The organism is Spirillospora sp. NPDC000708, from assembly GCF_040299565.1.
In the GTDB taxonomy this organism is placed as follows: Bacteria; Actinomycetota; Actinomycetes; order Streptosporangiales; family Streptosporangiaceae; genus Spirillospora.
The window spans coordinates 209,141-234,413 of record NZ_JBEPCJ010000002.1; the positions used below are offsets into that span (position 1 = coordinate 209,141).

Genomic DNA, 25,273 nt, shown 5'->3' on the forward strand with positions numbered 1-25,273 from the left:
AGGTCAGCCGACAGGTGAGCGCTGGAAGGAGAGCCTCGCTCGCGGGCCGGTACCAAGGACGATCAGGGTTGCAATGGTCGCTGTGAGGACAAGGAGACCGGCTCTGGTGGCCAGGTGCTGGGCACCGACGAGGTTGGCGAGCGGCCCGGCGGTCAACATGGTGAGCGGCATGAGTGCGTAGCTGGACACCATGTTCCAGCTGTTGACTCGAACCAGGGCCTCGGAAGGGAAGCTGTCCTGCAGGGCGGTCGTCCATAGGACGTAGTAGACGGCTTGCGTCACCCCCGGAACAGTCGCGCTGATGGCGATGACCTGCCATGATGCTCCGCTGCCCATCGCGAGCATGGGGAGCGACACCGCTGCCGGCAGCGCTGCGGCGGTCAGGATGGTGTGAGCGGGTCGCCACCGCGCTCCTAGCGTGGCGCCTAGCAACGCACCGAGAGGTTCTCCGGCCCTGATGATTCCCCATGCTCGCGCGTCCCCGTGTCCGTCGGCCATGTAGAGGGGGCCGGCAACTTCTGTGTAGCAGGCCAAGGCGGTGATGATCGCCGTGTACTGCAACGTCATGATCCAGACCCATGGGCGCTCGCCGAAGTGACGCCACCCGTCGCGGAGATCGCGTAGCGGCCCGGTGGCGATCCTCTTTGAGCGACCGGTGGTGAGGCGACTGAGAAGGAAGGCACTGATGGCGCAGAGGAGTCCCCTGGCCGAGGCCGCCCACGCCGGGCCGATCGTGGCGACGACCACTCCGGACGACGCCAGGCCGATGAGCAGGCCGACCGACTGTGTCTGGTTGATGAGGGCGTTGCCGGCCGGCCGGTCTCGTGAGGTCAGCAGGTCGGCCACGAGGCCCGGAAGCGTGGGGAGGTAGAGGGCTGTGGCGGTCCCTCCCACAGCGGCGAGCGTGCACAGCAGCGGCAACGATGTCCCGTGCGCGGCCAAGGCGGCACCGATGGCAAGCCATGAAGCGCATGTGAGGGCTTCGGCTCCGGCGAGGACCTTGTGTCGGCGGAATCGGTCTCCGATCACGCCCCCGCAGATCATGAGCAGCGCGGGGAAGGCGTTGCTGGCCAAGACGAGGGACAGGCCGCCGGCGCCGTAGCCTTCTCGCATGGTGCCCCAGGCCAGGGCGAGCTGCCCGAAGCCGATGCTGGAGCAGGAGACCAAGTGCGCGGCGAACAGGCCGGCAACGGATTGGTCGCGCAGAAGGGCCAGCGGCGAGCAGATCCCGGTGATGAGTGGTTTGTTCATCTGTCGCCGATCAAGTGCTTGACGATGAACTGCGCGATGTCGCCGTAGGCCTTCAGTTCGTTCTTGCGGTTCGTGAAGCCGTGGCCCTCGTCGGAATAGATGTCGTAGCGCACGTTGACGCCACGGTCACGCAGCCGATCGACGATCTGGTCGGACTCGTTCTGCGGCACCCGTGGGTCATGCGCGCCCTGGATGACCAGCAGGGGCGCGGTGATGGCTTCCGCGTAGGTCACTGGCGAGCGTCGGGTGAGGTGATCGGCATCGGTTTCGGGGTCGCCGAGCACGGCCGCCACGATGCTCTTCCACGTGGGAGGGCAGGCCTGCGCGAGGGTGACCAGGTTGGTAGGGCCGCAGAAGGAGACGCCTGCGGCCCACTGGTAGGGCAGCCGAGAGAGACAGGAAAGGGCCGCGAATCCGCCATAGGAACCGCCCATCACCGCGATGCGGTCGTGATCGAGACCAGGCGTGGCTTGGATCTGGCGCACCGCGTGGTCGAGATCCTCGAGGTCGACGCCCCCCCAGTCGCGGTAGATGAGCTTCTGATAGGTGAGCCCGTACCCGGTGGAGCCGGCGATGTTGGGGGCCACGATCGCAATGCCCTGGTCGAGCAGGTGCTGGTACAGGCCCGAGTAGGCGTAGATGGGACGTTCCTGGGCCTCGGGTCCGCCATGGATGGACAGCAGGACGGGATGGGGTCCTGGCGAGTGCGGACGGTAGAGGAAAGCGCGGACCTGGCGTCCATTCGCGGACGGATAGGTGATCGACTCCGGCTCCACCGGCTGTACAGCGCGCATGGCCGGCGGGCGGCTGTCAGTGAGGTACCTGAAGCCTCCTGCCATGTCGAGGACACCGATCTCACTGGGCCGGGTCGCCGAGTCGATCCGCAGGACGATCTGCTCGGCATCAGGCGTGAGGCTGAGCGCGTCGACGACTCCCTGAGGGATCCCAGGAAGGAGCAGTGGGGCGCCGTTCTTGGTGGCCTGCAGTGCGGAACGTCCATCCTCGTTACGTGACCACACGAGAGTTTCGCCGGCAGCCTCGAGAAGTTCCACATCCCAGTCGTCGGTGGTGAGGCGCCGCAGCCCGGCATCGTCGATGGAGTATCGGCCGATCGAGGTGAACTCCCCCCACACGTCGGTGCAGAGATAGAAGGCACTGGAGTCCGGCGCCCAAGGGCCCGGGGCAAACAGACCGTGGCCGTACTCCACGGTGACGCAGACGGGCTCGGCTCCGGGGCCGGCGACGTCGATCAGGTAGGCGGCCACATCGGTGTTCGATCGCGCTCCGGTCGCAGAAAGCCATCGCCCGGACGGCGACAACCGCACCGGCGCGAAGATCACTCCCGCGGGCGGGACGATGCGGCGTTCTGAGCCGTCGGACAGATCGCGGATGAGGATGTCCTGGACGGCGCGGTCCCGGTCGTTGGCTCCGTAGATCAGGAAGCGGCCCTCCGCGTCGAAGGGGTCGTCGGCCAGCACACGCTGGCAGTCCGGCCCCGAACTGACCTCCTCGGGATCTCCCCCGCCGGCGGCGACCTGGTAGATCCTGTACTGCTCGTCGCCGTTGCGGTCGGCGGTGAAGACCAGGCTGCCGCCGTCCGGCGTCCACGCGATCTGCCACACCGACCGCTCGTCCAGCCCGGCCACCCTGCGGGCGGCGCCCCCGACGACCGGGATCGTCCACAGGTCGAAGGACCCGGTGACATTGCTGGAGTAGGCGATGGTCGTCCCGTCCGGCGAGAGCGCCAAGTGCCGCCGGAAGCGCTCTTCGGGCACGAAGTCCAGGTATTCGGGCATGGGGCGCTCCAGGTTGGGGTTTCTAGATCCAGCCGCGGCGGGCTGCAGCGGCGCCGATCGCGACGCGGCTGGAGACGCCGAGGTACTCGCGGATCGTGCGGATGTACCGTTCGGTGCTCTTGGCGTTCACACCGAGTTCCCGCGAGATCCGCGCATCGGTCAGTCCCTCGGCCAGCAACTTCAAGATGTCCATGTGGACCTGCTTGAGCGGCATCTCCGGTTCCGCGGCTCCGAAAGGGATCGCCCGTTCCCACAGCAACTCGAAGTACTCGCGCAGCGCGCCGACGATGACCGGAGCGCGAACGAGCAGCGCACCCGACAGGCCCGTCGGTGTGAGGGGGAGCAGCGCGACCGCTTCATCGGCCAACTTCATCTTCATGCCGATCTTCGGCAGGATCCGGGCTTCCTCACCCGCCTCGACGTGGATCTGCATGATCTTGAACCCGACCGGATGCTCGGCGCAGGAGGCCTGGTAGATGTTCCGGCACCTGACCTTGCCCTCGAAGGCGGGCGGCGGCGGCATGCTGACCAGCTTCTCCAGCGGCCGCTCCAAGGCGAAGTTCTCAAGGACGAGCCACTCCCGGCGGGCCGTGCCGAGCAGCGCCCGCGACGTGTCGGTGATCTGGCGCCCCTCGGTGAGGATCCGCACCAGCCGGTCCGCTTCTGCTTGCAGGATGCCGGGGAATGGGTGTGTCGCCGCCATGCGGCGTTGACCGTCCAGCAGCCGCTCGTGAGCCGCCACCAGCTTGCGGGACAGAGCCGCGAGCGCTCCCTGCAAAGCCAGGTCGGGAGCGGTGGCCACCAGCCGTGGCGACAGCGTCAGCCCCGAGGGCAACGCATACGCCATCCCCGCCCCGACCAAGGCGTCCACCACATCCTGGCCGCCGAGCAGGTCCGGCGCCTCGGAACTCTGGCAGCCGTCTCGTTCGAGCAGTTGCTTGTAGGGGGTGAGCAACTCGTCGAGAACGATGCCCTGAAGGAGCCTTGCCGCATCATCCACGTCCTCAGCGCTCACCGTCACCTCCAGTCACAGAGAGTATCGATGCGATCAAAGTTCGTCACCGGGTTCGGTGAGTGGTTCCCCGCAATGACGAGAAGTCGTCACCCGCAGGCACAGCCCCGTGCAGCCCTCAGGAACCACGCCACCAGCCAATTCCGGCGCCCCCGGGCCACAGCTGCAGCTGATCACTTACCGCCATCAAGCGTTTCGATCAGTGTCCTGCCCTGGCGCGAACCGCTTTGATCAACGCGCCCCAACACCAATCGACCTTAGGAGGTCACATGAACTGCAGGCCAAAGACCGTCAACCTCCGGCGCCTCGCCAGCCACCCCGCTCGGCGACTCGGCCGGCTGCTCTCCGCCGGGCGACCCGCACGTCCGTTGATGGCTCGCGCCTTCGGCCACCCGCAGGGCGTCGGCCTCCTCGGCCCGGGGACGGACGGCCTGCTCCGCACCCTGTTCGTTGATGCGGTGGTCGATCGGTCAAGAACCACCGAGGTCGTTCTCACGCACACCGACCTGGAGCGCCTCTTCCCCGAAGACATCGACCAGTTCCTCGTGGAGCACTACGACTCCGGCCTTAACGTGACGGCGACCCTCGAAGATGCCATCGAGCGTCTCGAAGATCGAGCGGCGAACTGGAACTCGCACGAAACCGCAACGCGGTCGCCGATCCTGTGGCTGGCCGCTCCAGGCGAGGATGCCGACGTCGTCCACGACACACTGTGCTCTCTGGACGGCGCGGACATCATCGCGATCTTCAGAGGCGCCTGGCCATACGGCCCGACACACCTCGTCGACGCCGACGGCCCAAGACAGGTCCCCAGCCAACTCGAACTGCTGTCTGCTTCCGAAGCGATCGGCAAACTCACCGCTAGCCCCTGACGAGGATGCCGCATTGACCGTCGGCCTGTTGGGTGCTCTCATCAAGGGGGTCGCTGCCCGCGCTCATTCATACTGTCCGGACGGCCCATCCCCGCTGGGCCGTCCGTCAGTCACGAGTCTGCTGCCGACGCTGTGGCAGACCGTCGCAAACTTTCCGGTCTCGGCGCCGACACAGGGGTGGCAGTGCCAGGGCGGCGGGCGTTCATTCGATCTCGTCGATGAGTCCCCAAGTCTTGGCTGTCTGCACATCGAGGGGCCGTCCGGACAGCGCCATAAACATCGTCCGCCACCGGCCGATGCGGCGCGGGACGCTCACAGTACCCCCGGCCCCGGGAATCAGGCCCATCGAGACCTCGGGCAGCCGGAACGTCGCGCCGGGCGCGGCGACCACCCGCCCGGCGAATGCCGGCAACTCGATTCCGGCGCCCACGCAATGACCGTTCAGCCGCGCCTCGACCCGGTCGGAGAGTTGGTGCAGCAACCGCCCGGCGCCGCCGAACGTGCGCACGAAATGCGCTGTCGTGAGGTCGGGGGCGGTACCGAACTCGTCGAGATCACCGCCCGCGGAGAAGGACGGTCCCCCGCCGGTGAGCACGACCTGCTCCACGCTGTCGTCCAGCGCGGCGATCTGCAACGCCTCGACGAGCGAATCCCGCACTAAGCGACCGTAGGCATTGCGGCGTTCCGGCCTGTTCAGTGTGATCAGCAACCGCCCGGCGGCGCGCTCGACCAGCACGGGCTCCGCTGCGGGCGGCGGCAAAGGCCGCGTCCCTCGCTCATCCAGCCAGCTCGCGAACTCCGAACCGCCGAGCAGGGTGGAGTAGGCGAACGACTCCAGGTGGAGCCCGGCCGTCACATCCTCGCCGCCCGCCCTCAGCACCTCCGCAAGCACAACCGCGGCCTGCGGGTTCGCCGACGCGGCGGCACGCAGCAGGGCGGCTTCGGACGCGGGCTCCTCACAGCCGACAAACTCCCGGCCGCTCGACGCACCCTTGGGCACCAAGGTCACGTCCAGTGCTCGCGCCAGTTCCCTGGCGGGCCCAGTGACCGGCCCGCTCGCGAAACCGACCATGACCCGGTCGATCGTGCGCGCACTGGCGAGGGCCCGGCCCGCGTCGTCTACCTGGTCGTCCAGGTCGATCGTCAAGAGCGGTTGGACTACCTGGCCGTCCTCGTCGAGAAGGGGGTCTCTGCCAGCGCCACCCACGAGCGCGGATGCCGTCACCGATGCGGTCATAACTGTGGCAGCCTATACGCAGGTTGTTGAGGCTCCTGCTGATGCGTGGGGTCGAGCGGGCCTCGCCTAGTGCAGCGGCGAGTGCGGCGACCGACGCGCTCGAGGAGACGCTGGCGTAATTGGAGGTGACCTCGTATCCCCTCGCCATACGCCGGTTGGGCACCGGGTCTGAGCCGTCTACTCCGGCCTGTCCACTGCCGATGATGTCGCGAGCCGTACTCGCACACCATTGTTTCGTTGTGTGTGGAGTTCCGATTGCTCTCGACTACGGCCCGATCAGCTGGGTCAGGGCCGTCGGTCGCTCCTCCGCTACGATCCTGATGGTGGACGGGAGTGCGTCACCCCCGGTGACCGAGATGCAGGACGCCCGCAGTCGACTCAGCACCCGAAACGCCAGGAATTGGAGGGTGCTGCTCGACACGGCAGAGACTCTCCTGTTCGAGGAGGGCTTCGCCGAGCGGGGTCCGCAGCAGACGCTCGCAACCTCCTCACCTGCCCCTCCAGTGTGCTCTAGGCCTTCAGGACGGATTCGGCCTTGTTGACGTTGACCTTGGAGCCCATGCGCGGACGCAGCGGCGGCGCCTCGGGCCGGCGCCGATGAGCGGCACGCCGCAGGCCGCGGGTGCGGCGTCGGACGTGGGTGTGGCGGCGGCGTGGGCCGCGAGCGGCGCGATGGTGCTGTCGGGGCACCCGGACGGCCCGCCCCTTCTGCCTCCCGGCCGCGCCGCGCACGTCGCTCGGGAGCTGGCCGAACGATTCGCCGGCTCCACAGGGGCTCCTCGCCTGGATGGCGCGCGCTTGCTGGCCGAGCGCGCCGCCTGCACAGGTCACGTGCGGCGTGGACGGGTGTCGGCCGGCGGTGCGTCCCGGCTACTTCCCACAGCGGACGGCTGGGCCGCGGTGTCGTGTGCCCGTCCCGACGACCCGGCGCTCCTCGGCGCGCTCGCCAGCGCCGACGTCCGCGACGATCCGTGGCCGGTGCTCTCCGCCTGGCTCCGCGGGCACACCGGCGCCGAACTCGCCGGGCGCGCCGAACTGCTCGGCATCGCGGCCGGGCCGGTGCGCGCACAGGCACCGCCCTCACACGTCCCAGCGCCAGCGGCGCCCCGTCCTGTGAAGGACGCACTGGTCGTTGACTTCAGCGCGCTATGGGCCGGCCCTCTCTGCGCGCACCTCCTCAGCCTGGCGGGCGCACGCGTCGTCAAGGTCGAGACGCCCACCCGCCCGGACGGCGCCCGGTACGGCGACCCCGGCTTCTACCGGCTCCTGCACGCCGGGCACCGCTCCGTCGTACTCGACCCGGCGACCACGGCCGGCCGCAACGCGATGGCGGCTCTCGTGGACGCCGCCGACATCATCATCGAGGCGTCCCGCCCGCGCGCCCTGGCCCGTTTCGGCCTCGACGCCGACGCCGCTGTCGCCACCGGGACCGTCTGGGTCTCGATCACCGCGAACGGCCGCTCTTCCGAGCGCGTCGGCTTCGGCGACGACGTGGCCGCGGGTGCCGGACTGGTCTGCCGCGACCCGGACCTGTCCCCCCTGTTCTGCGGCGACGCCGTCGCTGATCCGCTGACCGGCCTCACCGCGGCCGTGCTGGCCGCATCCGCACCGCCCGGACGCGGCGTCCTGTGGGACGTGTCGATGACCGATGTCGTCGCAGCGACCCTTGAGCCGGGTCCGCCGCTCCCCAGCACACCGGCCGCCCGCCGCGGTGACGGGTGGGCCATCGAAACCGGAGTCGGCCTGGTTCCCGTCGCTTCTCCGGAGCGCCGCGAACCCGGCGGTGATGCGCCGGCCATGGGCGCCGACACGGGCGAGGTGCTCCGGAGCCTGGGGATCCCCCTCCCATGAATCCGCGGACACTCGGGTGAGCGGGCTCCTGTTCCGCGACGCCGAGATCGGCGGGCGCAGGCGGACGAACGTCCGCGTCGCGGGGGAGCGGATCAGTGAGATCGGCGCGCATCTCGCGCCGGCAGCCACCGACGAGGTGATCGAGTGTCGTGGCGGCGCGCTGATCCCGGGGCTGTGGGACCACCACCTGCATCTGCACGCCCTGTGGGCGTGGAGGAGGTCCGTCCTGTGCGGGCCCCCTGAGGTCGAGGGATGGGACGCCCTGTCTGCGAAGCTGCGCTCGGCGGTGCCCGACGAGACCGGGTGGGTGCGCGGTGTCGGCTACGTCGAGAGCGTCGCCGGGGACCTGGACGCGACACGCCTGGACTCGCTACGCGCCGACGTCCCCGTCAGGATCCAGCACCGCAGCGGCGCGCTCTGGATGCTCAACTCCGCCGCGGCACACGAGACGAGCCTGGCCTCCGGGCACCATTCCGGCATCGAACGCTCCTCCGACGGCACCCCCACCGGACGGCTGTGGCGCGCCGACGACTGGCTCCGTGCCTGCCTACCGGCCGGAGCGGCCACCGACCTGTACACCATCGGACGCGAACTGGCGCGGTACGGCATCACCGGCGTCACCGACGCCACCCCGGATCTGAACACCGACACCATCGCCGCGTTCGAGAACGACGCCGTTCCGCAGCGCGTCCATCTGCTCGGTGTGCCCCTCGCTGCCGCGCCGCCCTGCCATCCGCGGGTGACCACCGGCCCTTACAAGATCGTCTTGGCCGACTCGGGCCTCCCGTCGCTGGACGACCTGACCGGCCGCATCACGGACGCCCACGAGCGAGGACGGGCTGTGGCCGTGCATTGCGTCACGCGCGAGGCACTGCTGCTGCTCCTCGCGGCGCTCGGCGAGACCGGGGTCCACGACGGCGACCGCATCGAGCATGCCGCGCTCGTGCCGGCCGAGTCCATCGGAGAGCTGGCCCGGCTGGGCCTACGCGTTGTCACCCAGCCAGGCTTCATCGCCGACCGGGGCGACGATTTCCTTCGCAACGTCCCGGCCTTCGACCACGGCGACCTGTACCGTTGCCGCCGCCTCTCCGACGCAGGCGTGCCGGTCGCGTTGTCCAGCGACGCTCCCTATGGACCTCTCGACCCCTGGACGGTCATCGACAGCGCCGTGCACCGCCGCACCAACTCCGGAGCGATCGTGAACGGAGACGAGGCCATCACTGCGCGCGCCGCCCTGCTGTCCTACCTCACATCGCCCGACGACCTCGGCGGGCGGACACGTGGTATCCGAGCCGGGGCCGCCGCCGATCTGGTCCTCCTCCACGTCCCGCTCGCCGAGGCGCTGCACAGCCCGGACGCGGAAGCCGTCCACCGCACCGTCATCGCCGGTTGCCCCATCGAACCCTGACGACCTCGTGGCTGTCCAGGGCGCTGATCCCGCACGTGACCATGGCGATCACTACGGAATCGTCCTCTGTTCAGCGTCGAGGAGAGTCGGGTCCTCGCGGAGTTCGCGGCGGACCATCGCCTCCCAGAAGCCGAGGAAGCCGTTGCCGTCTCCAGCGAGCATCTTGTCCGTCCACCAGCGCGGCAATGACGTTTTCCCAGCGATTTTGATTCGGGCGCCGGGGATTAACAGGCTGTAACAGGTAGAATCGGGCAGACTCGCGAACACGGCGACATGCCCCGAAGCAAGCGTGGCGCCCCCGGTAGAAGAGGTCTCACCACAAGTCCTCGCCTACTACCGAAAGGCGCCGCGTTGGTCACCTATCATGCCATGCTCGACGTCCCCCGCGAACTGATCCGCTTCGTGGCCCTGCTGCGCGCCGAACGCCGGGCACGCGGGACCAGGAAGGGAACACGATCCTTGACCTGCTGGAAGCGGGCTCTGTTCGCGATCGCCTGGTTCCGGGACAAGCCGAACATCACCCTGCACGGCGCCGCCTTCAGGCTGTCGCAGTCGACCGCCTACCGGTACCTGCACGAGGCCATCGACGTCCTGGCCGACCGCGCCGCCAGCCTGCACCAGGGCCCTGGAGAAGGCGGTCGCCGACGGGCTGCCGCACCTGGAGATGGACGGCAAGATCTTCGTAACCGACCGGTGCCGCCACAAGACCGTGAGCGTGCAGGGCGAAACGATCGACGCCTGGTTCTCCGGGAAGACCGGCGATTTCGGCGTCCAAGTCCAGATGCTGTCCGAACCGGACGGCTTCCCCATCTGGTTCAGCGACGTCCTGCCCAGCGGAGTCGTGGACCTCCAAGCGGCCCGGGCATTGGTCCTGCCGACGCTGTATCCCTACGCCAAGACGATCCCCGTCCTTGCCGACCCCGGCCACCAAGGCGCAGGCCACGGCATCATCGTCCCCTTCAAGAACCCCACCGGCGGCAACGTCCTGGCGATCGACAACCGCTGCCACAACCGCCTGCAACGATTCCTGCGATGCCACGTCGAACGCGGCTTCGCCCTTGTCACCGAACGCTGGACCGCACTCAAGCACACCACCCTCAGCCCAGCAGAATCGGGGACATCGTCCGCCCCGCACACGTCCTCATGCTCTTCGAGTATCGCCGGATCGGTTGAAAGCCGCTGACAAAACCTCAATGCGTGGTGCACCTGGTGCGCTCGTCGCTGCGGTATGCGTCCAAGGCGCACCGGAGCTGGCTCACCAGGGATCTGCGGCAGATCTACACCGCCCCGACCGAGGCCGCCGCCGAGCAGCGGTTCGCCGACTTCGAAACCGAGTGGGGCACCCGCTACCCGGCGATCGTCCGGCTGCGGCGGGACGCCTGGCCGACCTTCACCCCGTTCCTGGCGTTCCCGGCCGAGATCCGCAAGATCGTCTACACCACCAACGCGATCGAAAGCCTGAACTCCCGGTTCCGCCAGGCCACCCGCCGCCGCGTACACTTCCCCACCGAGCAGGCCGCCCTCAAGGTCCTCTACCTGGTCATCCGCCAACCCCTGAAAGGCCGACCCAACATGACCGGCAATACCACCGGATGGAAGGCAGCGCTGAACGCGCTCTCCCTGCACTACGGTGACCGCATCACCCTGAACTGAAAACCGATCACCACCTCACCCACAAACTTTCAGACAGTCCCCGAAGAATTTGTCAGTGGCTTTGGCGGATCAATTGTCAGTGTTGCGTGGTGGCAGGGCGTCAGGGGGCGGGGGTGAGTCCGTGCAGGGTTATATCGGCGAGTGCGGCGGCGGCGGTGAGTAGGTCGTCGGTGCCGAGTGGGCCGCCGTCGGCGTGCTATTGGTTCATCAGGGCGCTGATCGGGCCCATGACGGCCAGGAAGTACAGGCGTTTGGGGGCGCGGGGGATGCGGCCGGCGGTCATGAGGTTGTTCAGGCAGGGCGCCAGGGCCGTGTACATCGGCGCGGCGTACTGTTCTTGCAGGTAGTTGGCGCGGCGTGAGTTCTGGGTGTTCTCCAGGACCAGGACCCGGTTCAGACCGGGGTCCAGGGCGATCTCGCGGTAGAAGCGCCGGACCAGGGCGGTGAGGCGTTTGGCGTCGTCGTCGAAGTCGGTGTCCAGGACGTCGGTGAGCCGCTCGCGCATCCGCTCCAGCGCGTACCCGCCCGCGGCCTCCCAGAACTCGGCCTTGGAACCGTAGCGGTCGTTGATGAAGTTGTGGCTGACGTCCAGTCGTTTGGCCAGCAGCCGGGTCGAGGTGGCGTCGTAGCCGAGTTCGACGAATGCCGCCAGGCCTTGGCGCAGGATGTCTGTTTCCTGCCCGCCTGCCGTTCGCGCCCTCACCGCGTCCACTGTAGCCACCAGGAGTGGTGATGGCCGTACTCGGCCCGGCCCTTGACGGCGGCCGGGATGAGATTAATCTGGCACCTGCCAGATTAAAGGAAGGGTTCTTTACAACTCGCCTGATGTGCTCGGCCTCGCGCACGGACGCATCGCGTCGGGGGACGGCGGCGACACCGGCAGCCCACTGCACAGAGCGGACCCCACCCCATGCGCCTGAACCGGATGCGCCCGAAGCATTATCACGCCGAGGCGGCTCCCCGGCACCGCAAGTCTCGGCTACGGCGGCTCGGCGGCCGGGGCGAGGCGGGTGCGGCAGGGCCGCCGCGGCCGGCCTTGACCCGGCGGGTGTTTGGGGGTCGGCGGCGGGCGTTCCTGCTGCCGCTGGCCGGAGCGACCGTGCTGGCCCTGGTGCTGGTGGTGAGCGTCTACCGGGTCGCTAGCGCGTTCGGTCTGGGCTGCGCCGGGGGCTCGCCGTCGCTGACCTTGAACGTGGCGGCCGATCCGGCCATCGCGCCGATCGTGGCGCGGGCCGCGCGCCGCGCCACCTCAGGGCACGCCAAGGCGGCCGGGAGTTGCCTGCGGATCCGGGTGCGGACCGCCCAGTCCGCCGACATCGCCGAACTGCTGGCCGGGCAGGCGGTGCCCAGACTCGGCACGGTCCGCCCCGACGTGTGGATCCCCGACACCGACCTGTGGACGGCCTTGATCCCGGCCGCTCAGCGCTCGGCGCTGATCCCCTCCGGTACGCGCATCGCCAGCACACCGCTGGTGGCGGCGCTGCCGCGGCGGCTGGCCGGCCGCACCGCGGGCCAGGAGTTCCTCGCCGTCCCCTCCTGGAAGATCATGCTGAAGGGCGCGGCCACCCAGACCGCCCCGCCGGGCTCGCCGGCGTCCTCACCGGTGCAGGTGCAGATACCCGACCCCACCCGCACCGGCGCCGGGATCACCGCGCTGACGGTCGCCGCCACCCTCACCGGCAACGACCCGGCCCAGCGCGCCCAGTTCAGTGGCATCGCACGGGCGCTGCGCGAACACCAGGCGCCCACCGTGAACGACGCGCTCACCGGGAACCACCGCGACCCCACCTTCATCCTGGCCCCCGAGCAGGCCGTGTACGTCCACAACCGCGACGTCCCCACCGACCCGCAGGTCGCCGTGCAGCCCGTCGAGGGAACCTTGACCATGGACTACCCCGTCCTTCGCGTCACCCGCCCCGGCCGCCGCCCGCTGGCCCCCCAACAGTTGGACGCGCTGCACAACCGGCACCTGGACCAACGACGCGCGGCGGCCGGGCTGCTGGAACGCGCACTGGCCTCACAGCAGACCCGCCGCGACATCCTGTCCAGCGGATTCCGCACCCCCGACGGGCAGGCCCCCGCGAGCTTCGATGCCCTCATCGGCATCAGCCCCCAATCCCCCCAGCTCCTGCCCGCCCCGCCGCCCGACCAGGTCGCACAGATCCTGCAGGCGTGGGCGCAACTGTCACTGGGAATCCGGCTGCTGGCCGTGGTCGACATCTCCGGCTCCATGAACCAGCACATCGCTTCCCGTACCAGCCGCCTGGAGGCGACCACGGCGGCCATGCAACAGAGCCTGGCCCTGTTCTCCGACGACTCTGAGGTCGGCCTCTGGGAGTTTTCCACCGACCTGGACGGCCACCGGCCCTGGAAACAGCTGATCGACGTCGGCCCCCTGAGCCAGCGATTCGGATCGGTCACCCGCCGCCAGCTCGGCCTGACCGCCTTCAGTGCGCTGAAGGTCAAGACCCACGGCGACACCGGTCTGTACGCCACGGTCCTCGCCGCCTACAAGGAAATGCAGCGCTCTTACAAACCCGAGTTCGTCAATACGGTCGCGCTGTGGACCGACGGCCGCAACGACGACCCCGCCGGTCCCACCCTCCAGCACACCCTGGACGCCCTGCGCCGCCAAGCCGACCCCACCCGACCCGTCCAGGTCATGATGTTCGGCATCGGCGCCGGCACCGACACCACCGCCCTGGCCCGCATCGCTCAAGTCGTCCAAGGCCAGACCTTCCAGATCAACTCTCCACAGCAGATGCAGACCATCTTCGCCCAAGCCATCTCTCGCCGCGTCTGCGCGCCGCACTGCCCATGACGCCACCGGACGCGTGTTGGCGAGGGTCCAGCCCTACCCGTGCGGGTCACAGTGGCAGTGGCGATCTCGAACGGCCGCTCGGTGCGCGGGCAGGACAGCCAGCCGCGGTCGCCTCGCTAAAAGAGGTCGAGATCCTCTACAGAGACACCGGCCCCACCGCACCGGCGTCCACCCCGACGTGCTGTTCAGCCTCCGCTACGAAGAGCGCCACCTCGCCTCGCTCGCCTCGGCGAAGACCTTCCACCCACCCCCCACCGAGACCTATGGCCCGACATCCTCAAGAGCAATCCGGATGACACCCTCACCGAGCCCCCCCGACACGCTGACGACTACTCCGCGTCGCTCACTGGTAACTAGCAGTGGTTTGTTGAATCAAGGTGGGATGTATGAGGTGCAGGCCGTGACCTGCGGAGACTTTGTCGATTAGTTCTTGGAGTTCAGTGGGTGGGGGCGTGTTCGACCATGCCTTCCACCAGCGAGTGAGTGTGATGGCGGGGATCAGCCAGGATCGGACGGCGCGGAGCGTGTGGGGGCAGTTCGGGGCCAGTGACGTGTCGGAAAAGGGGCGGGTCTGTTGGGGCCCGGGGGTGGGGCCCCCTCTCTGCAGAGGTGGCGGTGGCTGGTCGGGGTGGGGGCGGAGGGTGTCGCGGATCGGCGAACCAGGTGTTCCAGCAGAAGCTGCACGCGCAGTTGACCAGGATCTGGTGGCAGCGGATCGCGGTGTCGGAGCGGACCTGGAAGTCGGCCCATCCGAGTTCGTCCTTGATCTGTTTGTAGGACTGCTCGATCCAGTGGCGGATGCCGTAGATCCGGACGAGTTCGGCCAGGTCGGCGGCAGGGTGTGGGCTGTCGCCGCCGCGTGCGGGGTCGTGGGGCCCGCCGTGGCGGGGCAGGTTGGTGGCCAGGTACCAGGTGGCCTTGGCCGGCAGGGCGCCCGGTCGGCGGTGGCCACCACCAGGCGGGTGTGCCCGTCGGGGCCCCACCAGCCCAGCGTGGCCTCGGCAGCCCACCATTGCTCGGTGTGCCCGTCCCGGAAACGACGATCGATCGGCAGCCAGTCGCCCCGACGTTCAGGGCCGCCCCAGTCCAGGATGCGGGCTGCGTCGGCCGGGATGTAGGCGTCGGAGCCGTAGGCCCAAACGCCGTGTCGCGGTTTGAGGGCCATCACGAACGGCAACCCGGCCCTACGTAGTTCGCCTCGGAAGTTGTCCTGGTCGCCGTAGGCACTGTCGGCGGCCACCGCCCGAAAACCGAACCCCGCATGGTCGACCCTTCGGGCCAAACCCGCCGCGATCTGCAGCTTGGTGCGAAAGGCGGGTCGTTCTTACCTTTGGGGAAGTGCCTGGCGGGCCTGTACGGCTGGGCGTGCAGCGGGTAGTAGATGCGTTCATCGGCCCGCAGCATGGTGACGGTGACGATCCCGTTGTCGGTCTTGCCGTAGCGACCCAGCCACTGCCGCCCCACGTGCGCGGTGGCAGCACCGTCCTTGCGGTCACCCGAATCGTCGATGACCAGCATCCCGTCCCCGTGCGGAGCCGTCGAGGCAGCATCCAGCAACAACTCCAACCGCCGGTCGTTGACCCGATCGGCGTCCAAGCACGACTCGCTCAGGAAGAACTGCAGCCGCTGCACCGCCCGATGCTGCGCACCCACCACCGGCTCGGCGCCGGCCAGGCAGGTCAGCGTCTTGTTCGCTCCCGCGGCGCCAGCAGCCCGGCCAGATACTCCCGGAACCCCCGCCGCTGCGCCAGATGCGAAAACAGATCATCGAACCGGGCCGCATACCCCTCCAACGGCCCCGGCGCCGGCGGACACCGCTTCGCCCTGGTCACCACGACTCACTCCACACAAGGCCAAGGCGCGGCCACCACAACACCTACCCACACAGAGCCCTGATCCAACAAACCACCGTTAGCGGCCGGGTGGACTTCCCAATGTCTTCGGTCAAGCAGCGGCGGGCTGAGCCGAGGGCGATTGGTGCAGCGCCGGTCTCGTATGAGGGCCCAGAGGACGTTCACGCGGTGCCGGTCTGCCAGTGGACGTACTCGATCGCGCCGCCCTTGGAGGTCACGCGGGTGCAGCGGAACTCAAGGTCGAGGTCCTCGATGTTGAGCGAGAGGATCTCCCACGCCCGGGCCCGGGCCGCGGTCTCGTACAGCATCCGCCACAGGACGCGCTCGCGTAGCGGGTGGCTGTCGTCGGTGAACAGTTTGTCCAGGCGGGGGCGGGGATGGCGCGGTCGCCGCGGCGGGCGGGCTTGCGCCGCTGGAGGCGGCGGGCGGGGTTGGTGGCCAGGACCTCATTGCGCTGCGCCCAGGTCACGAACGAGGTGAGCGCGGAGCCGGATCTTCACCGCGCATCTGGCCTATCGGCACGGCCAGGGCGCCGCCGACACCTATCATGCGGGGAGGAACTGGGCCAGCGCGGCTCGGATGTCCGGCTGGTGGCCGCCTTGGTTGAGTTCGAGGATGGCGGCCTCCACGACGGCGCTGTTCCACATGGCTGCGCTCGGCTCGGGGTGCGCCCGGCCCATGGCGGCGAAGTCGGGACTGGTCAGCTGGACGACCTTGCTGTTCCGGGACGCGATCGCCTCGATGATGGCGGGGTCGACGCGGGCCTCCAGCAGGAGTGCGCGGACACCGCGATGGCGCAGGCATTCGTCCAGGTAGGCGTTCGCGGCGGTGAGCAGCCGGTCTCGGCCCGGTGCCATTCCCGCGATCGTCTTGTCGATCTCTGCGAACGCGCGGTCGTGGAATTCGGTGTGCAGCGCCAGCAGGAATTGCGACCGGTCGCCGAAGTGGTGGAAGAAGGTGCCCTTGGCCACACCCGCCTCAGCGACGATGAGGTTGACGCTCATGCCTGCCAGGCCCGTCCGCTCTGCCAGGGACAGGCCGGCGGTAATGAGCTGCTCTCGCGTGGCCGCCGCGCGCTGCTGCCGGACGCCGGTGCTCACTGCGCGCTCCCGGCGGTCTCCTCCGATTCGAGGAAGGGCAGTACCAGACCCAGGAAGCCGTCCGGATCGGCGGCGAAGGGCACGTGCCCGGTCTCCATCGTCCGCAGGTCCGCATCCGGTATCGCCGCCTGCGTCTCCCGTGCGGCCGGCATGGGGAGGATGATGTCGCGGGCCCCCCAGGCCAGCAGCACAGGTACACCGAGCCGGGGCCCGTCGGCCCGCAGGTCGTAGGCCGGATCGGCGATGCTGCGCCACAGCGCGGCGGACACGGCGGCGCCCGTCCTGCTGCGCGCCCTGTCCTGGACCCGGCGGGTGATGGCGCGGAGCCGGTCGCTGTCCGGCTTCATGTACCGGGGAACGAGCCGGGGGAACACCGCCCGGTTCACGGTCCGGACCCCCAGGGCTCGGGCCGCGAGGCGGGGGACCTTGACGAACCCGCCGGCATTGACCAGGACCAGCCCGGCGACCCGGTCCGGGTGGTCCAGCGCGAGCCTGGCCGAGGCGTACCCGCCGACCGAATTGCCGACGAACACGGCCCTATCCAGGTCCAGCTCGGCGACGAGATCGGCGAGAACGCCCGCGAGCAGCGGCGCGGTCACCAACCGAGGCCCCCCGGCCGGCATCTCGGAACGACCGTGACCTGGCCAGTCCACGGCCAGCACGCGATGGCCGGCGGCCGCCAGAGGCCCGGCCACCGCGTCGAAGTCGGTGTGGTCGTGCAGTGCGCCGTGCAACAGCACGACCGGTCGGCCACGGCCCTGCTCGGCATAGAACACCTGCCCCGCTCTACTTCGGACGAAAGGCATCCTGCATCTCCTCTTCACTGACCGACCGGTCGGTCACTCGATGGCCAGACTACTCCCTGTCCGAGCGCGGACACCATCGCTGTGTGGCTTGGAACACGGGCCGAAGTGTCAGGCCCGGCCGGTCCAGCCCTCCGCTTCAGGCGACGCCGCAGGCGCCGGTGACGAGGCGCACCGTCATCGGTGACCTCATCACCGCACTGACCGCCGCGGGCGTTCCTGCCGAGACGGCCCTGCTCTCTCTCGACACCGTCTTGGCCTACGCCAACGGCTTCACCATTGAGGAACAGTCCCGCAAGAGCCGCTCGCGCGATGGCCCCGCTCCCGCCGCGACCTTGCCTTCACCGCCGGCCTCGACCTGTTCGTCACGGGAATCCGGCCCTCGCTCCCCACCGCCTGAGCAGACATCGGCACCTGCCGGCCAGTTCCATATCGCCAACGGCGGGCGTTCCTGCCAGGAGTACCAGCGCAGCACGGACCTGTTCATGGTGAGGGCCTGGCTTCCCAGAGCCCGAGAGGGGGCCCGGGTCTTCACGCTCCACATGGCCGGAGCCCCTCAGTCCGCTCGGGCGGGGTGATAAGAGGGTGTTTCGTCGACGGCACGGCGGCTTCCTGGGGATGGGGCGGCGTCCGTCGGCGTCCGCGGGTCGATCCGAGCGCTTACGGGTTGAGCGTTGCCCTGAGTTCCGTTTTGCGGACCTTTCCTGCCGCAGTCCGCGGCAGGGTGTCGACTACGATCAAACGCTCCGGGGTCTTCTGCCGGGCGGCTCCTGCGGCGGCGAAGTGCGCTCGAACGGCGTCAAGGTCGAGGGAGGCGCCAGGATGCAGGACCGTGAACGCGCAGACGCGTTCGCCGTAGCGCTCGTCAGGCTCGGCGACGGCGACGGCCTCGGCGACCGAAGGATGCGCCGCAAGCAGGTCCTCGACCTCTTTGGACGAGATCTTCTCTCCGCCTCGGACGATGATGTCCTTCAACCGGTCGGTGACGGTCAGATAGCCTTCCTCGTCCATTCGTCCGATGTCCCCTGTACGGAGCCAACCGTCCGAGGTGAAGGTCTTCGCGTTCAAAGCCGCGTCGCGGTAGCCGGGGAACAGTTCGGGACCGCGGGAGAGAATCTCGCCGTCCTGGCCGGGTGGCACATCGCGACCTTGGGCGTCGACGATGCGAACCTCGTTACCGGGCATCGGGCGGCCATCGGTGCGCGCGCGTTTGGCGAGCGGGTCGCCGGGGGTGCCGGAGCTGATCGTCGGGTGCTCGCTTGATCCGTAGGAGCGGTAGGCGGAGACGCCTGCGCGTTCAGCGCGTTCGACCAGCACGGGCGGAACGCTGGCCGCGCCGACGAGGTAGTCGCGCAGGGTTCCGGTGCCGCGTCCGGTGCGTTCCGCCGCGTCGAGCAGGGCCGCCAGGTGGAACGGGACGCCCGCCGAAGACGTGACGCCGTGGCGGTGGATGAGATCCAGCGCGGCTTCGGCGCTCCAGCGCTCCATGAAGACGGTCCGAAGTCCATGGATCATCGCGCGCAGGACGACGTTCAGTCCGGCGACATGGCCTGGAGGGAATGCGTCGAGGTAGACGACGCCGTCCGCGTCGCGGCGGAGGCCCGGCAGCGTGGCCATTTCCGCCAGGAGCGTCCGGTGGGTGTGCTGAACGCCCTTCGGCTCGGCCGTGGTGCCGGACGTGTAGACCAGAACGGCCACCTCGTCCGGCGATGCGGGAGCAGATGCCGCGAGGGCTCCGGCCGACTCCAGTTCCGTCCACGCGGTGGCGCCCGGCGGCACCGGAGCGTCGCCGCCGTCGGGGACGGCGATGACGGCGCGGAGACCGGGCAGTTCCTTCCGGACGGCCAGCACGTCCGCCGCCGCCCCTGGAAAAGCGATCAGCGCGGCGGCTCCGGATTGGCGCAGGATGAAGGAGATCTCTCGCGGCTTGTAGATCGGCACGATCGGCAACGCGACCGCGCCGCACAGCAGCACGGCGGCGTGGACGACCGCGTTCTCGACGCGGTTGGTCAACTGGAAGCCGACGACGTCTCCGGGCCGGACGCCGAGCGCGGCGAGCCCGGCGGCGACCCGGCCGGCCCGTTCGATGACCTCCGGCGACGTGGTCTCGGTCGTCCCGGATTCGCTGTGGAAGACCAGGGCGGCGGGGCGTCGCGCCGCGCCTTCCCGTAGCGCGGCCGCCAGGTGGGCGGGGCCGGCGCCCGGCTGGACCTCGGCCGTGTTCTCGACCGTCATCGCACTCCGCCCTTCCGGTCGCCGGCCGCCGCCATGCGCCGCGACGCGATCGTGTCCGCCCAGGACGCGATGCGGTTCCAGAGCTCCCGCCTGCGGCCCGCGAAGTTGTGGCAGTGGCCCGATCCCTCGACGACCACCAGCGTCACGTCGCGGGAGGCGCGATAACAGGCGGGTTCCGCGTGCGGGTCGGGTGAGACATCGACCTGCCCGAACCCGAGGAAGACCGGTACGTCGACCGCTTCGGCGTACCGGCGGACAAAGCCCGGGGTCGTGACCTCGGAGGCCGCGCGGACCGGCACCCGGGATTGCGCCGCGTCATCGGCGCGGACGACCTCGTCGGGTACGTCGGGGCCGTGGAACAGCGACCGCAACGGCTCGCGCGGCACGATCGCCGACGTCGCGTCCGGAGCCGTTCCCGTGGTCGCACGGAAGATGGCCTCGCTTTCCTCGACGCGTTCCTCGAGGGCCTCGGAGGTGACCTGCTCATCGTGGACGTTGGTGATGTCGACGCCGTAGCCCAGGAGCACGACGGCGTCATACGGTCCGGACCGCGCTTGGACCATCGTGGTGAGGCAGGCTCCCATCGAGTGGCCTGCCCCGATCAGCGGGAGATCCGGCAGGGGCGGCAGTCCCGGGACGAGCGTTCCGCGGTCCAGTCGCGCCCTGATCTGGGCGGCGACGGCCGCGTCGCCGTCAGCGAGGATCTCCAGATCGACGGCTGAAGCGGCCGGGTCACTGCTGCCGCCGACACCGAGGTGGTCGAGGGCGATGACGACATGATTCCGCCCGGCGAGATGCCGGGCGAAGCTGTAGCCATCGTGGCCGGGGACCTCCAGATGCCAGTACCTCTTGTCGTAGGTGCCGCCGGCCAGGCACAGGATGGCCCCCTTCACCTCGGCGGGGTCGTCCGGCACGAAGATCCAGGCCGTCTGGCTCAGGGGCTTGCCGGACCCCGCCTCCCCGGTGACGTCGAAGCACTGGTCCAGTGGTCCCACGGGGGCCTCCTCTGATCGGGTAGGGCGCATTCTCGACAAAGAAAGCCATCTACGTCAACGTAGTAAGCTTAGTCGTCTCGGTCCGGGCCCTCGTCTCACCCGGCTCCCCCGAAGCCGGACAACCGGAGTCCCAGCAGGCCGTGCACGTTGGACCAGTACGCCTGCGGTGTCTCGCCGGGCACGAACCTGTACTCGGGAATGACCTCATGCCATCCCCGAAGCGCGATGTCCATTTCGATGCGGGCCAGGTGCGAGCCGAGGCAGCGGTGCGGTCCTCCGCCGAAGGCCAGGTGCGGAGTGGTACGGCCACGGTGCAGATCCACCTCGCCGGCGTCGGTGACCAACGCGTCGTCGCGGTTCCCGGCGACCAATGGAAAGAGGACGAGGTCGCCGGCCCTGAGGAGGTGACCGTCGATCTCGATGTCCCGGGCGACCTTCCTGCCGATCTCGGGGACCGCGTAAAAGCGCAGCATCTCTTCGACGATCTCGTGCATGGAACCGCCCGCGGCGGCGACCGCCGCGACATGCTCACGGTCCGCGTCGTGGGTGGCGAGGTGATGCATCGCGAAGGACAGGCTCATCGCGACCGTGTCGAGGCCCGCCAAGAACAACAGCACGCAGCAGTTGACCAGGGCGTCGTCCGCGACCGGGACGCCGTCCAGCTCCCACTCCATCATCTGGGAGAGCAGGTCGTCGCGGGCACCGCCGCCGCGCATGCGCGCTATCTCAATGTGGAAATATCCGACCACGGAAAGGATCCCGGCGGCCTGGCGGTCGGCGTCGAACGTCCCGTCCTCGCTCGGCGCCAGCGCGAGTTTCTCCCACTCGAGGAAGGTCGCAAGCTCCTCGACTGGGAGGCCCATCATCTCCAGGAACATGACGGTCGGGAGCTTGAGTGCGAACTCGGAGACGTAATCGCATTCCCCCTCCCTCGCGATCTCCGCCACGAGTTCCCTCGTCCGCTGCTCGAGCCTGGGACGGAGCAACGCCATCTGGCGCGGTGAGAAGTACCGCGCCATCAGCCGGCGCCACTTGGTGTGCTCAGGCGGGTCGAGCTGAATCGGGATCATCCTGAACGGCGGATCCGGGTTCAGCGGCGTGATGATCTCGCTGGAGAACGCATCCGGGTTCTGTAGGCATTCGCGCGTCAGGTCGTGGCCGAGCACCATCCAGTACGTGCGCTCCGGCTCCTCGACCTTGACGATCCGATGACGCGCGCGAAGCACGTCGAACCGGTCACCGGCCGCCTCGACCGAGCCCGTTCCCACGATGCGGTGGTCGGTAAGAGACATGTCCGCCTTCTTTCTCAGTGCACCGAGAAACCGGCGTCCAGCGCCCACTGGGTGCCGGTGATGAAAGCCGCCTCGTCGCTGACGAGATAGGCCACCGCGTTGGCGATGTCCTCCGGCTGGAGGATCTGAATCGGCAGCAGGTTCTGCATGGCCGCGATGTTGGTGTTCGGGTCGGCGGCCATCTTCATCATCGCCGCGTTGGTGGTCATGCCCGAGACCACACCGGTCGGGTGAATGGTGTTGACCCGGATCGAGTGCTCCGCGTACTGCTGGGCGAGCACCTGCATATAGCCAACCAGCCCGCGCTTGGCCGCGGTGTAGGCCTGCGCCGAGGGCAGAGGGCTGCCAGTGCCCTTGAGGCCCGCGCTGGAGCTCACCAGGACGACCGATCCTCCGTTGCCGCCCTCAACGAGTTTGTCGATCGAGGCCTGCACGGTGTTGAAGGCACCGGTGAGGATGACGTCGAGAGTGTCCTGCCATTCCTGAACGGGGTTCTCGGGTTCGCCGTAGCGGATCATTCCGGCGTTGGCGATGACGATGTCGACGCGGCCGAACCGCGCGTACCCGTCGTCGAAGACCTGCTTCACGGCCGCCGGGTCGCGGACGTCGGCCTTGCCTATGACCATCGTCCGCCCCTCCTTCGCGACCAGGGCGGCGGTCTCCTCCAGTTCCTCCCAGGTGGCGCAGGAGTAGTCGAAGCTGGCGATGTCCTCGCAGATGTCGAGTCCGATGACGTCGACGCCCTCCCGGGCCAGGCGTACGGCGTGCGCACGACCCTGGCCGCGGGCTGCACCGGTGATGAAGGCGACGCGCCCTTCAAGGCTTCCGGTCATGGTGTTCTCTCCTCTTGGGCTTGCGGTCAGACGGCGATGCCGACGCTGCGGATGCGGACGAACTCCTCGATGCCCTGCCGGCCGCCCTCCTTGCCCGTCCCGGACAGGCCGAAGCCACCGAACGGGCGGCCCACCTGCAGGTTCGCGGCACCGTTGACGAGGGTCTCGCCGGCATCGAGCTCGGCGGCGACGCGGACCGCCCGCGCGAGGTCCTTGGTCTGGACGTAGGAGGAGAGGGCGTAGCGCGTGCCGTTGGCGAGCGCGATCGCCTCTTCCTCGGTCGAGAACTTGAAGATCGCGAGCACCGGGCCGAAGACCTCGGTTTGCGCGAGTTCGGACTCCGGGTCGACGCCGGTGAACACCGTCGGCTGGATGAAGTAGCCGTCGCGGTCGATCCGGGCGCCGCCGGTCACCAGGGTCGCGCCCTGCTCCTTGGCGCGCTCGATCATGCCAGTGATCCGCTCGACGGCGGCCTCGTTGACGACCGGTCCGGACATGGTCGCCGGGTCGAGCGGATCTCCGATCGGGATGTTCTCGGCGATCGCCTTCACCTGCTCGACGACCTGGTCGTGGACGTCCTCGTGGACGATCATGCGGGTGGCGAAGGCGCATCCCTGGCCGGACAGCGCGATCAGCGAGAGCGTCGTGCCGAGCCGGCACGCGGCGTCCAGGTCGGCGTCCGCGAAGACGATGTTCGCCGACTTGCCGCCCAGCTCCAGCACCGCCGGCTTCATGTCGGGCGCGCAGGTCTCCAGGATCTTGGTGGCCGTGGCCGGGCCGCCCGTGAAGCTCACCTTCTTCACCAGCGGATGCGCCACGAGCCGGGCACCGGCCTCCGCCGTGCCGGGAAGGACGTTGATGACGCCGGGCGGGAAGCCCGCCTCCTCGACGAGGTCCATGAAGAGCTCACCGCTGAACGGGGTCAGCTCGGACGGCTTGACGACCACCGTGTTGCCGGCCGCGACCGCGGGCGGGATCTTCATGGCGAGCGAGATCAGCGGCCCGTTCCAGGTGATGATGATCCCGATCACACCGTACGGCTGGGCGAGGGTGTAGCCGAGTTCGCCGTCCTGGACGGGATCGCCCGTGACGTCTCCCTGGATCTTGCCGACCCATCCCGCGTAGTAGCGGGTCCACTCGGCGGAGGTCACGGGGAACGCCGAGCCGACGGTCACCGGGGTTCCGTTGTCGAGGGCGCCGAGCCGGGCGAACTCCGCGGCGTTCGCCTCGATCAGGTGGGCCAGCTTGTTCAGTGGCGCCCGGCGCTGCGCGGGCGACATGCGTTTCCATGTCTGGAAGGCCTCGTGCGCCCTGGCGACGGCGAGGTCGATCTCCTCCTTGCCGGCGAGCGGGATGCGGGCGTCCACCTGCTCGGTGACCGGGCTGATGTGGTCGTAGGTCCCACCGGACCCGTGCTCGCGCTTCTCGCCGTTGATCCGGAGGTGGACCTTCGGCGGCGTGCGATCGACGTCGGGCACGTACCCCTCCTCGAGAATGACTAAGTTAACTGAGTAATCAATCTCGTGTGATCGGGGGCACATGTCAAGAGTTACGGACGAGATCGTCGGAAATATCGTGCACGGCGTGACGGTGTTGGAAGGACGTGGTGTGATGGACGGGATGTCCGGCTTCAGCGGCGAACAGACGACCGAGGCCACCGCGATCCGCAAACGTCCCGGGCGACCGCGTGACCCGGTGCTCGAGCAGCGCATCCTCGACGCCGCGATCGACGAGTTCCTCGAACGCGGACCGGCCCGTTTCACCATCGACGGCGTCGCCCGCCGTGCGGGAGTCGGGAAGTCCACCGTGTACCTGCGCTGGCCCGACCGGGACGCCCTGCTCGTCGACGGCGTCCGGGCGCGCTCCAAGGGGATCGAAGACGTCGACACCGGATCGCTCCGAGGCGACCTGATCCGGCTCGCGACGAACCTGCTGCGCTTCCTGCTCGACCCCGTCGGCTACGCGACATTCCGGATCACCGTCGACGCCATCGCGAACCCCGCCTACACGCACGTCGCGAGGGAACTGGCCCAGCGGCACCGTCAGGCCGCACGCCGGGTGTTCGACCGCGCGCGCGAACGCGGCGACGACATCGACGAGGCGGCCGTGGAGCCGGTTGTCGAATGCCTCTACGGAGCGATGGTGATGAGGGTCCTCAATCACGGCCTTGAGCAGCCGCTCGTGAGCGAGGCCGAGATGGAGGCGCGCTGTACGACGGCGGTCGACCTCGCCATGCGCCTGCTCGAGCGGTAGCCCGGCGC

20 protein-coding genes and 1 pseudogene are annotated in these 25,273 nt (G+C 69.0%); 7 read left to right on the forward strand and 14 right to left on the reverse strand.

The features are described 5' to 3' along the window. Positions 1–3 precede the first annotated feature (3 nt). The 3 genes from ABT299_RS02555 to ABT299_RS02565 are packed head-to-tail and all read right to left on the reverse strand — an operon-like array spanning position 4 to position 4,062. Positions 4–1,251, reverse strand: a complete 1,248-nt coding sequence (locus ABT299_RS02555; RefSeq protein WP_151594814.1) for an MFS transporter — start codon at positions 1,249–1,251, stop codon at positions 4–6. Then, positions 1,248–3,047, reverse strand: a complete 1,800-nt coding sequence (locus ABT299_RS02560; protein WP_500249525.1) for a S9 family peptidase — start codon at positions 3,045–3,047, stop codon at positions 1,248–1,250. Before ABT299_RS02560 ends, ABT299_RS02555 begins: the two co-directional genes overlap by 4 nt. A 22-nt stretch (positions 3,048–3,069) precedes the next feature. Further along, positions 3,070–4,062 (reverse strand): LuxR C-terminal-related transcriptional regulator, encoded by a 993-nt coding sequence (locus tag ABT299_RS02565; protein ID WP_151594816.1) that lies wholly within the window; start codon positions 4,060–4,062, stop codon positions 3,070–3,072. A gap of 266 nt (positions 4,063–4,328) precedes the next feature. On the opposite strand from ABT299_RS02565, the gene ABT299_RS02570 reads away from it, so the two are divergent. Then, a complete protein-coding gene (locus tag ABT299_RS02570; RefSeq protein ID WP_151594817.1) occupies positions 4,329–4,931 on the forward strand; it encodes a hypothetical protein in 603 nt (200 codons plus the stop codon). A 202-nt stretch (positions 4,932–5,133) separates the two neighbouring features. Here ABT299_RS02570 and ABT299_RS02575 read toward each other — a convergent pair whose 3' ends face one another. After that, the gene (locus ABT299_RS02575) at positions 5,134–6,168 is read right to left on the reverse strand and encodes an enoyl-CoA hydratase/isomerase family protein (protein ID WP_151594818.1); all 1,035 of its coding nucleotides are present in this window, start codon (positions 6,166–6,168) and stop codon (positions 5,134–5,136) included. A 597-nt stretch (positions 6,169–6,765) separates the two neighbouring features. Between ABT299_RS02575 and ABT299_RS02580 the strand changes: the two genes are divergently transcribed. From ABT299_RS02580 to ABT299_RS02595, 4 genes and pseudogenes are all read left to right on the forward strand, one after another. Further along, entirely contained in the window at positions 6,766–8,019 is a 1,254-nt protein-coding gene (locus tag ABT299_RS02580) for a CoA transferase (RefSeq protein WP_151594819.1), read from the forward strand. A gap of 16 nt (positions 8,020–8,035) precedes the next feature. Further along, positions 8,036–9,427 (forward strand): amidohydrolase family protein, encoded by a 1,392-nt coding sequence (locus ABT299_RS02585; protein WP_500249526.1) that lies wholly within the window; start codon positions 8,036–8,038, stop codon positions 9,425–9,427. 664 nt (positions 9,428–10,091) lie between these two features. After that, positions 10,092–10,610: a transposase family protein gene (locus ABT299_RS02590; protein WP_500249527.1), complete on the forward strand. Its 519-nt coding sequence runs from the start codon at positions 10,092–10,094 to the stop codon at positions 10,608–10,610. Further along, positions 10,610–11,080: pseudogene (locus ABT299_RS02595) on the forward strand (transposase); the annotation flags it as partial. The gene ABT299_RS02590 and the pseudogene ABT299_RS02595, both read left to right, overlap by 1 nt. 196 nt (positions 11,081–11,276) lie before the next feature. Here ABT299_RS02595 and ABT299_RS02600 read toward each other — a convergent pair. Continuing rightward, positions 11,277–11,783: a TetR/AcrR family transcriptional regulator gene (locus ABT299_RS02600; protein WP_500249528.1), complete on the reverse strand. Its 507-nt coding sequence runs from the start codon at positions 11,781–11,783 to the stop codon at positions 11,277–11,279. A gap of 345 nt (positions 11,784–12,128) precedes the next feature. On the opposite strand from ABT299_RS02600, the gene ABT299_RS02605 reads away from it, so the two are divergent. After that, complete coding sequence (locus tag ABT299_RS02605) at positions 12,129–13,901, forward strand: VWA domain-containing protein (protein WP_500249529.1); 1,773 nt, start codon at positions 12,129–12,131, stop codon at positions 13,899–13,901. Between the two features lie 1,164 nt (positions 13,902–15,065). Here the strand turns inward: ABT299_RS02605 and ABT299_RS02610 are convergent. The 9 genes from ABT299_RS02610 to ABT299_RS02650 form a co-directional block, all read right to left on the reverse strand. Continuing rightward, a complete protein-coding gene (locus ABT299_RS02610) occupies positions 15,066–15,533 on the reverse strand; it encodes a transposase (RefSeq protein ID WP_500249530.1) in 468 nt (155 codons plus the stop codon). Positions 15,534–15,915: 382 nt separating this feature from the next. Next, positions 15,916–16,062, reverse strand: a complete 147-nt coding sequence (locus ABT299_RS02615; RefSeq protein ID WP_500249531.1) for a hypothetical protein — start codon at positions 16,060–16,062, stop codon at positions 15,916–15,918. Positions 16,063–16,299: 237 nt separating this feature from the next. Then, a complete protein-coding gene (locus ABT299_RS02620) occupies positions 16,300–16,854 on the reverse strand; it encodes a TetR/AcrR family transcriptional regulator (protein WP_151594824.1) in 555 nt (184 codons plus the stop codon). Next, positions 16,851–17,660 carry an alpha/beta fold hydrolase gene (locus ABT299_RS02625; RefSeq protein WP_500249532.1) on the reverse strand — a complete coding sequence of 270 codons (810 nt, stop codon included), beginning with the start codon at positions 17,658–17,660 and terminating at the stop codon, positions 16,851–16,853. Before ABT299_RS02625 ends, ABT299_RS02620 begins: the two co-directional genes overlap by 4 nt. 657 nt (positions 17,661–18,317) lie before the next feature. Then, complete coding sequence (locus tag ABT299_RS02630; RefSeq protein WP_500249533.1) at positions 18,318–19,892, reverse strand: class I adenylate-forming enzyme family protein; 1,575 nt, start codon at positions 19,890–19,892, stop codon at positions 18,318–18,320. Then, on the reverse strand, positions 19,889–20,887 hold the full coding sequence (locus tag ABT299_RS02635; protein WP_500249534.1) for an alpha/beta hydrolase: 999 nt from the start codon (positions 20,885–20,887) through the stop codon (positions 19,889–19,891). The genes ABT299_RS02630 and ABT299_RS02635 overlap by 4 nt, the downstream gene beginning before the upstream one ends. A gap of 95 nt (positions 20,888–20,982) precedes the next feature. Then, the gene (locus ABT299_RS02640) at positions 20,983–22,179 is read right to left on the reverse strand and encodes a cytochrome P450 (RefSeq protein ID WP_500249535.1); all 1,197 of its coding nucleotides are present in this window, start codon (positions 22,177–22,179) and stop codon (positions 20,983–20,985) included. Positions 22,180–22,193: 14 nt separating this feature from the next. Next, positions 22,194–23,012, reverse strand: coding sequence for a mycofactocin-coupled SDR family oxidoreductase (locus ABT299_RS02645; protein ID WP_500249536.1), 819 nt, complete (start codon positions 23,010–23,012; stop codon positions 22,194–22,196). A 26-nt stretch (positions 23,013–23,038) separates the two neighbouring features. Next, complete coding sequence (locus ABT299_RS02650; RefSeq protein WP_500249537.1) at positions 23,039–24,490, reverse strand: aldehyde dehydrogenase family protein; 1,452 nt, start codon at positions 24,488–24,490, stop codon at positions 23,039–23,041. A 106-nt stretch (positions 24,491–24,596) separates the two neighbouring features. Here ABT299_RS02650 and ABT299_RS02655 point away from each other — a divergent pair, with 106 nt between their 5' ends. Further along, a complete protein-coding gene (locus ABT299_RS02655) occupies positions 24,597–25,265 on the forward strand; it encodes a TetR/AcrR family transcriptional regulator (protein ID WP_500249538.1) in 669 nt (222 codons plus the stop codon). Positions 25,266–25,273: the final 8 nt, after the last annotated feature.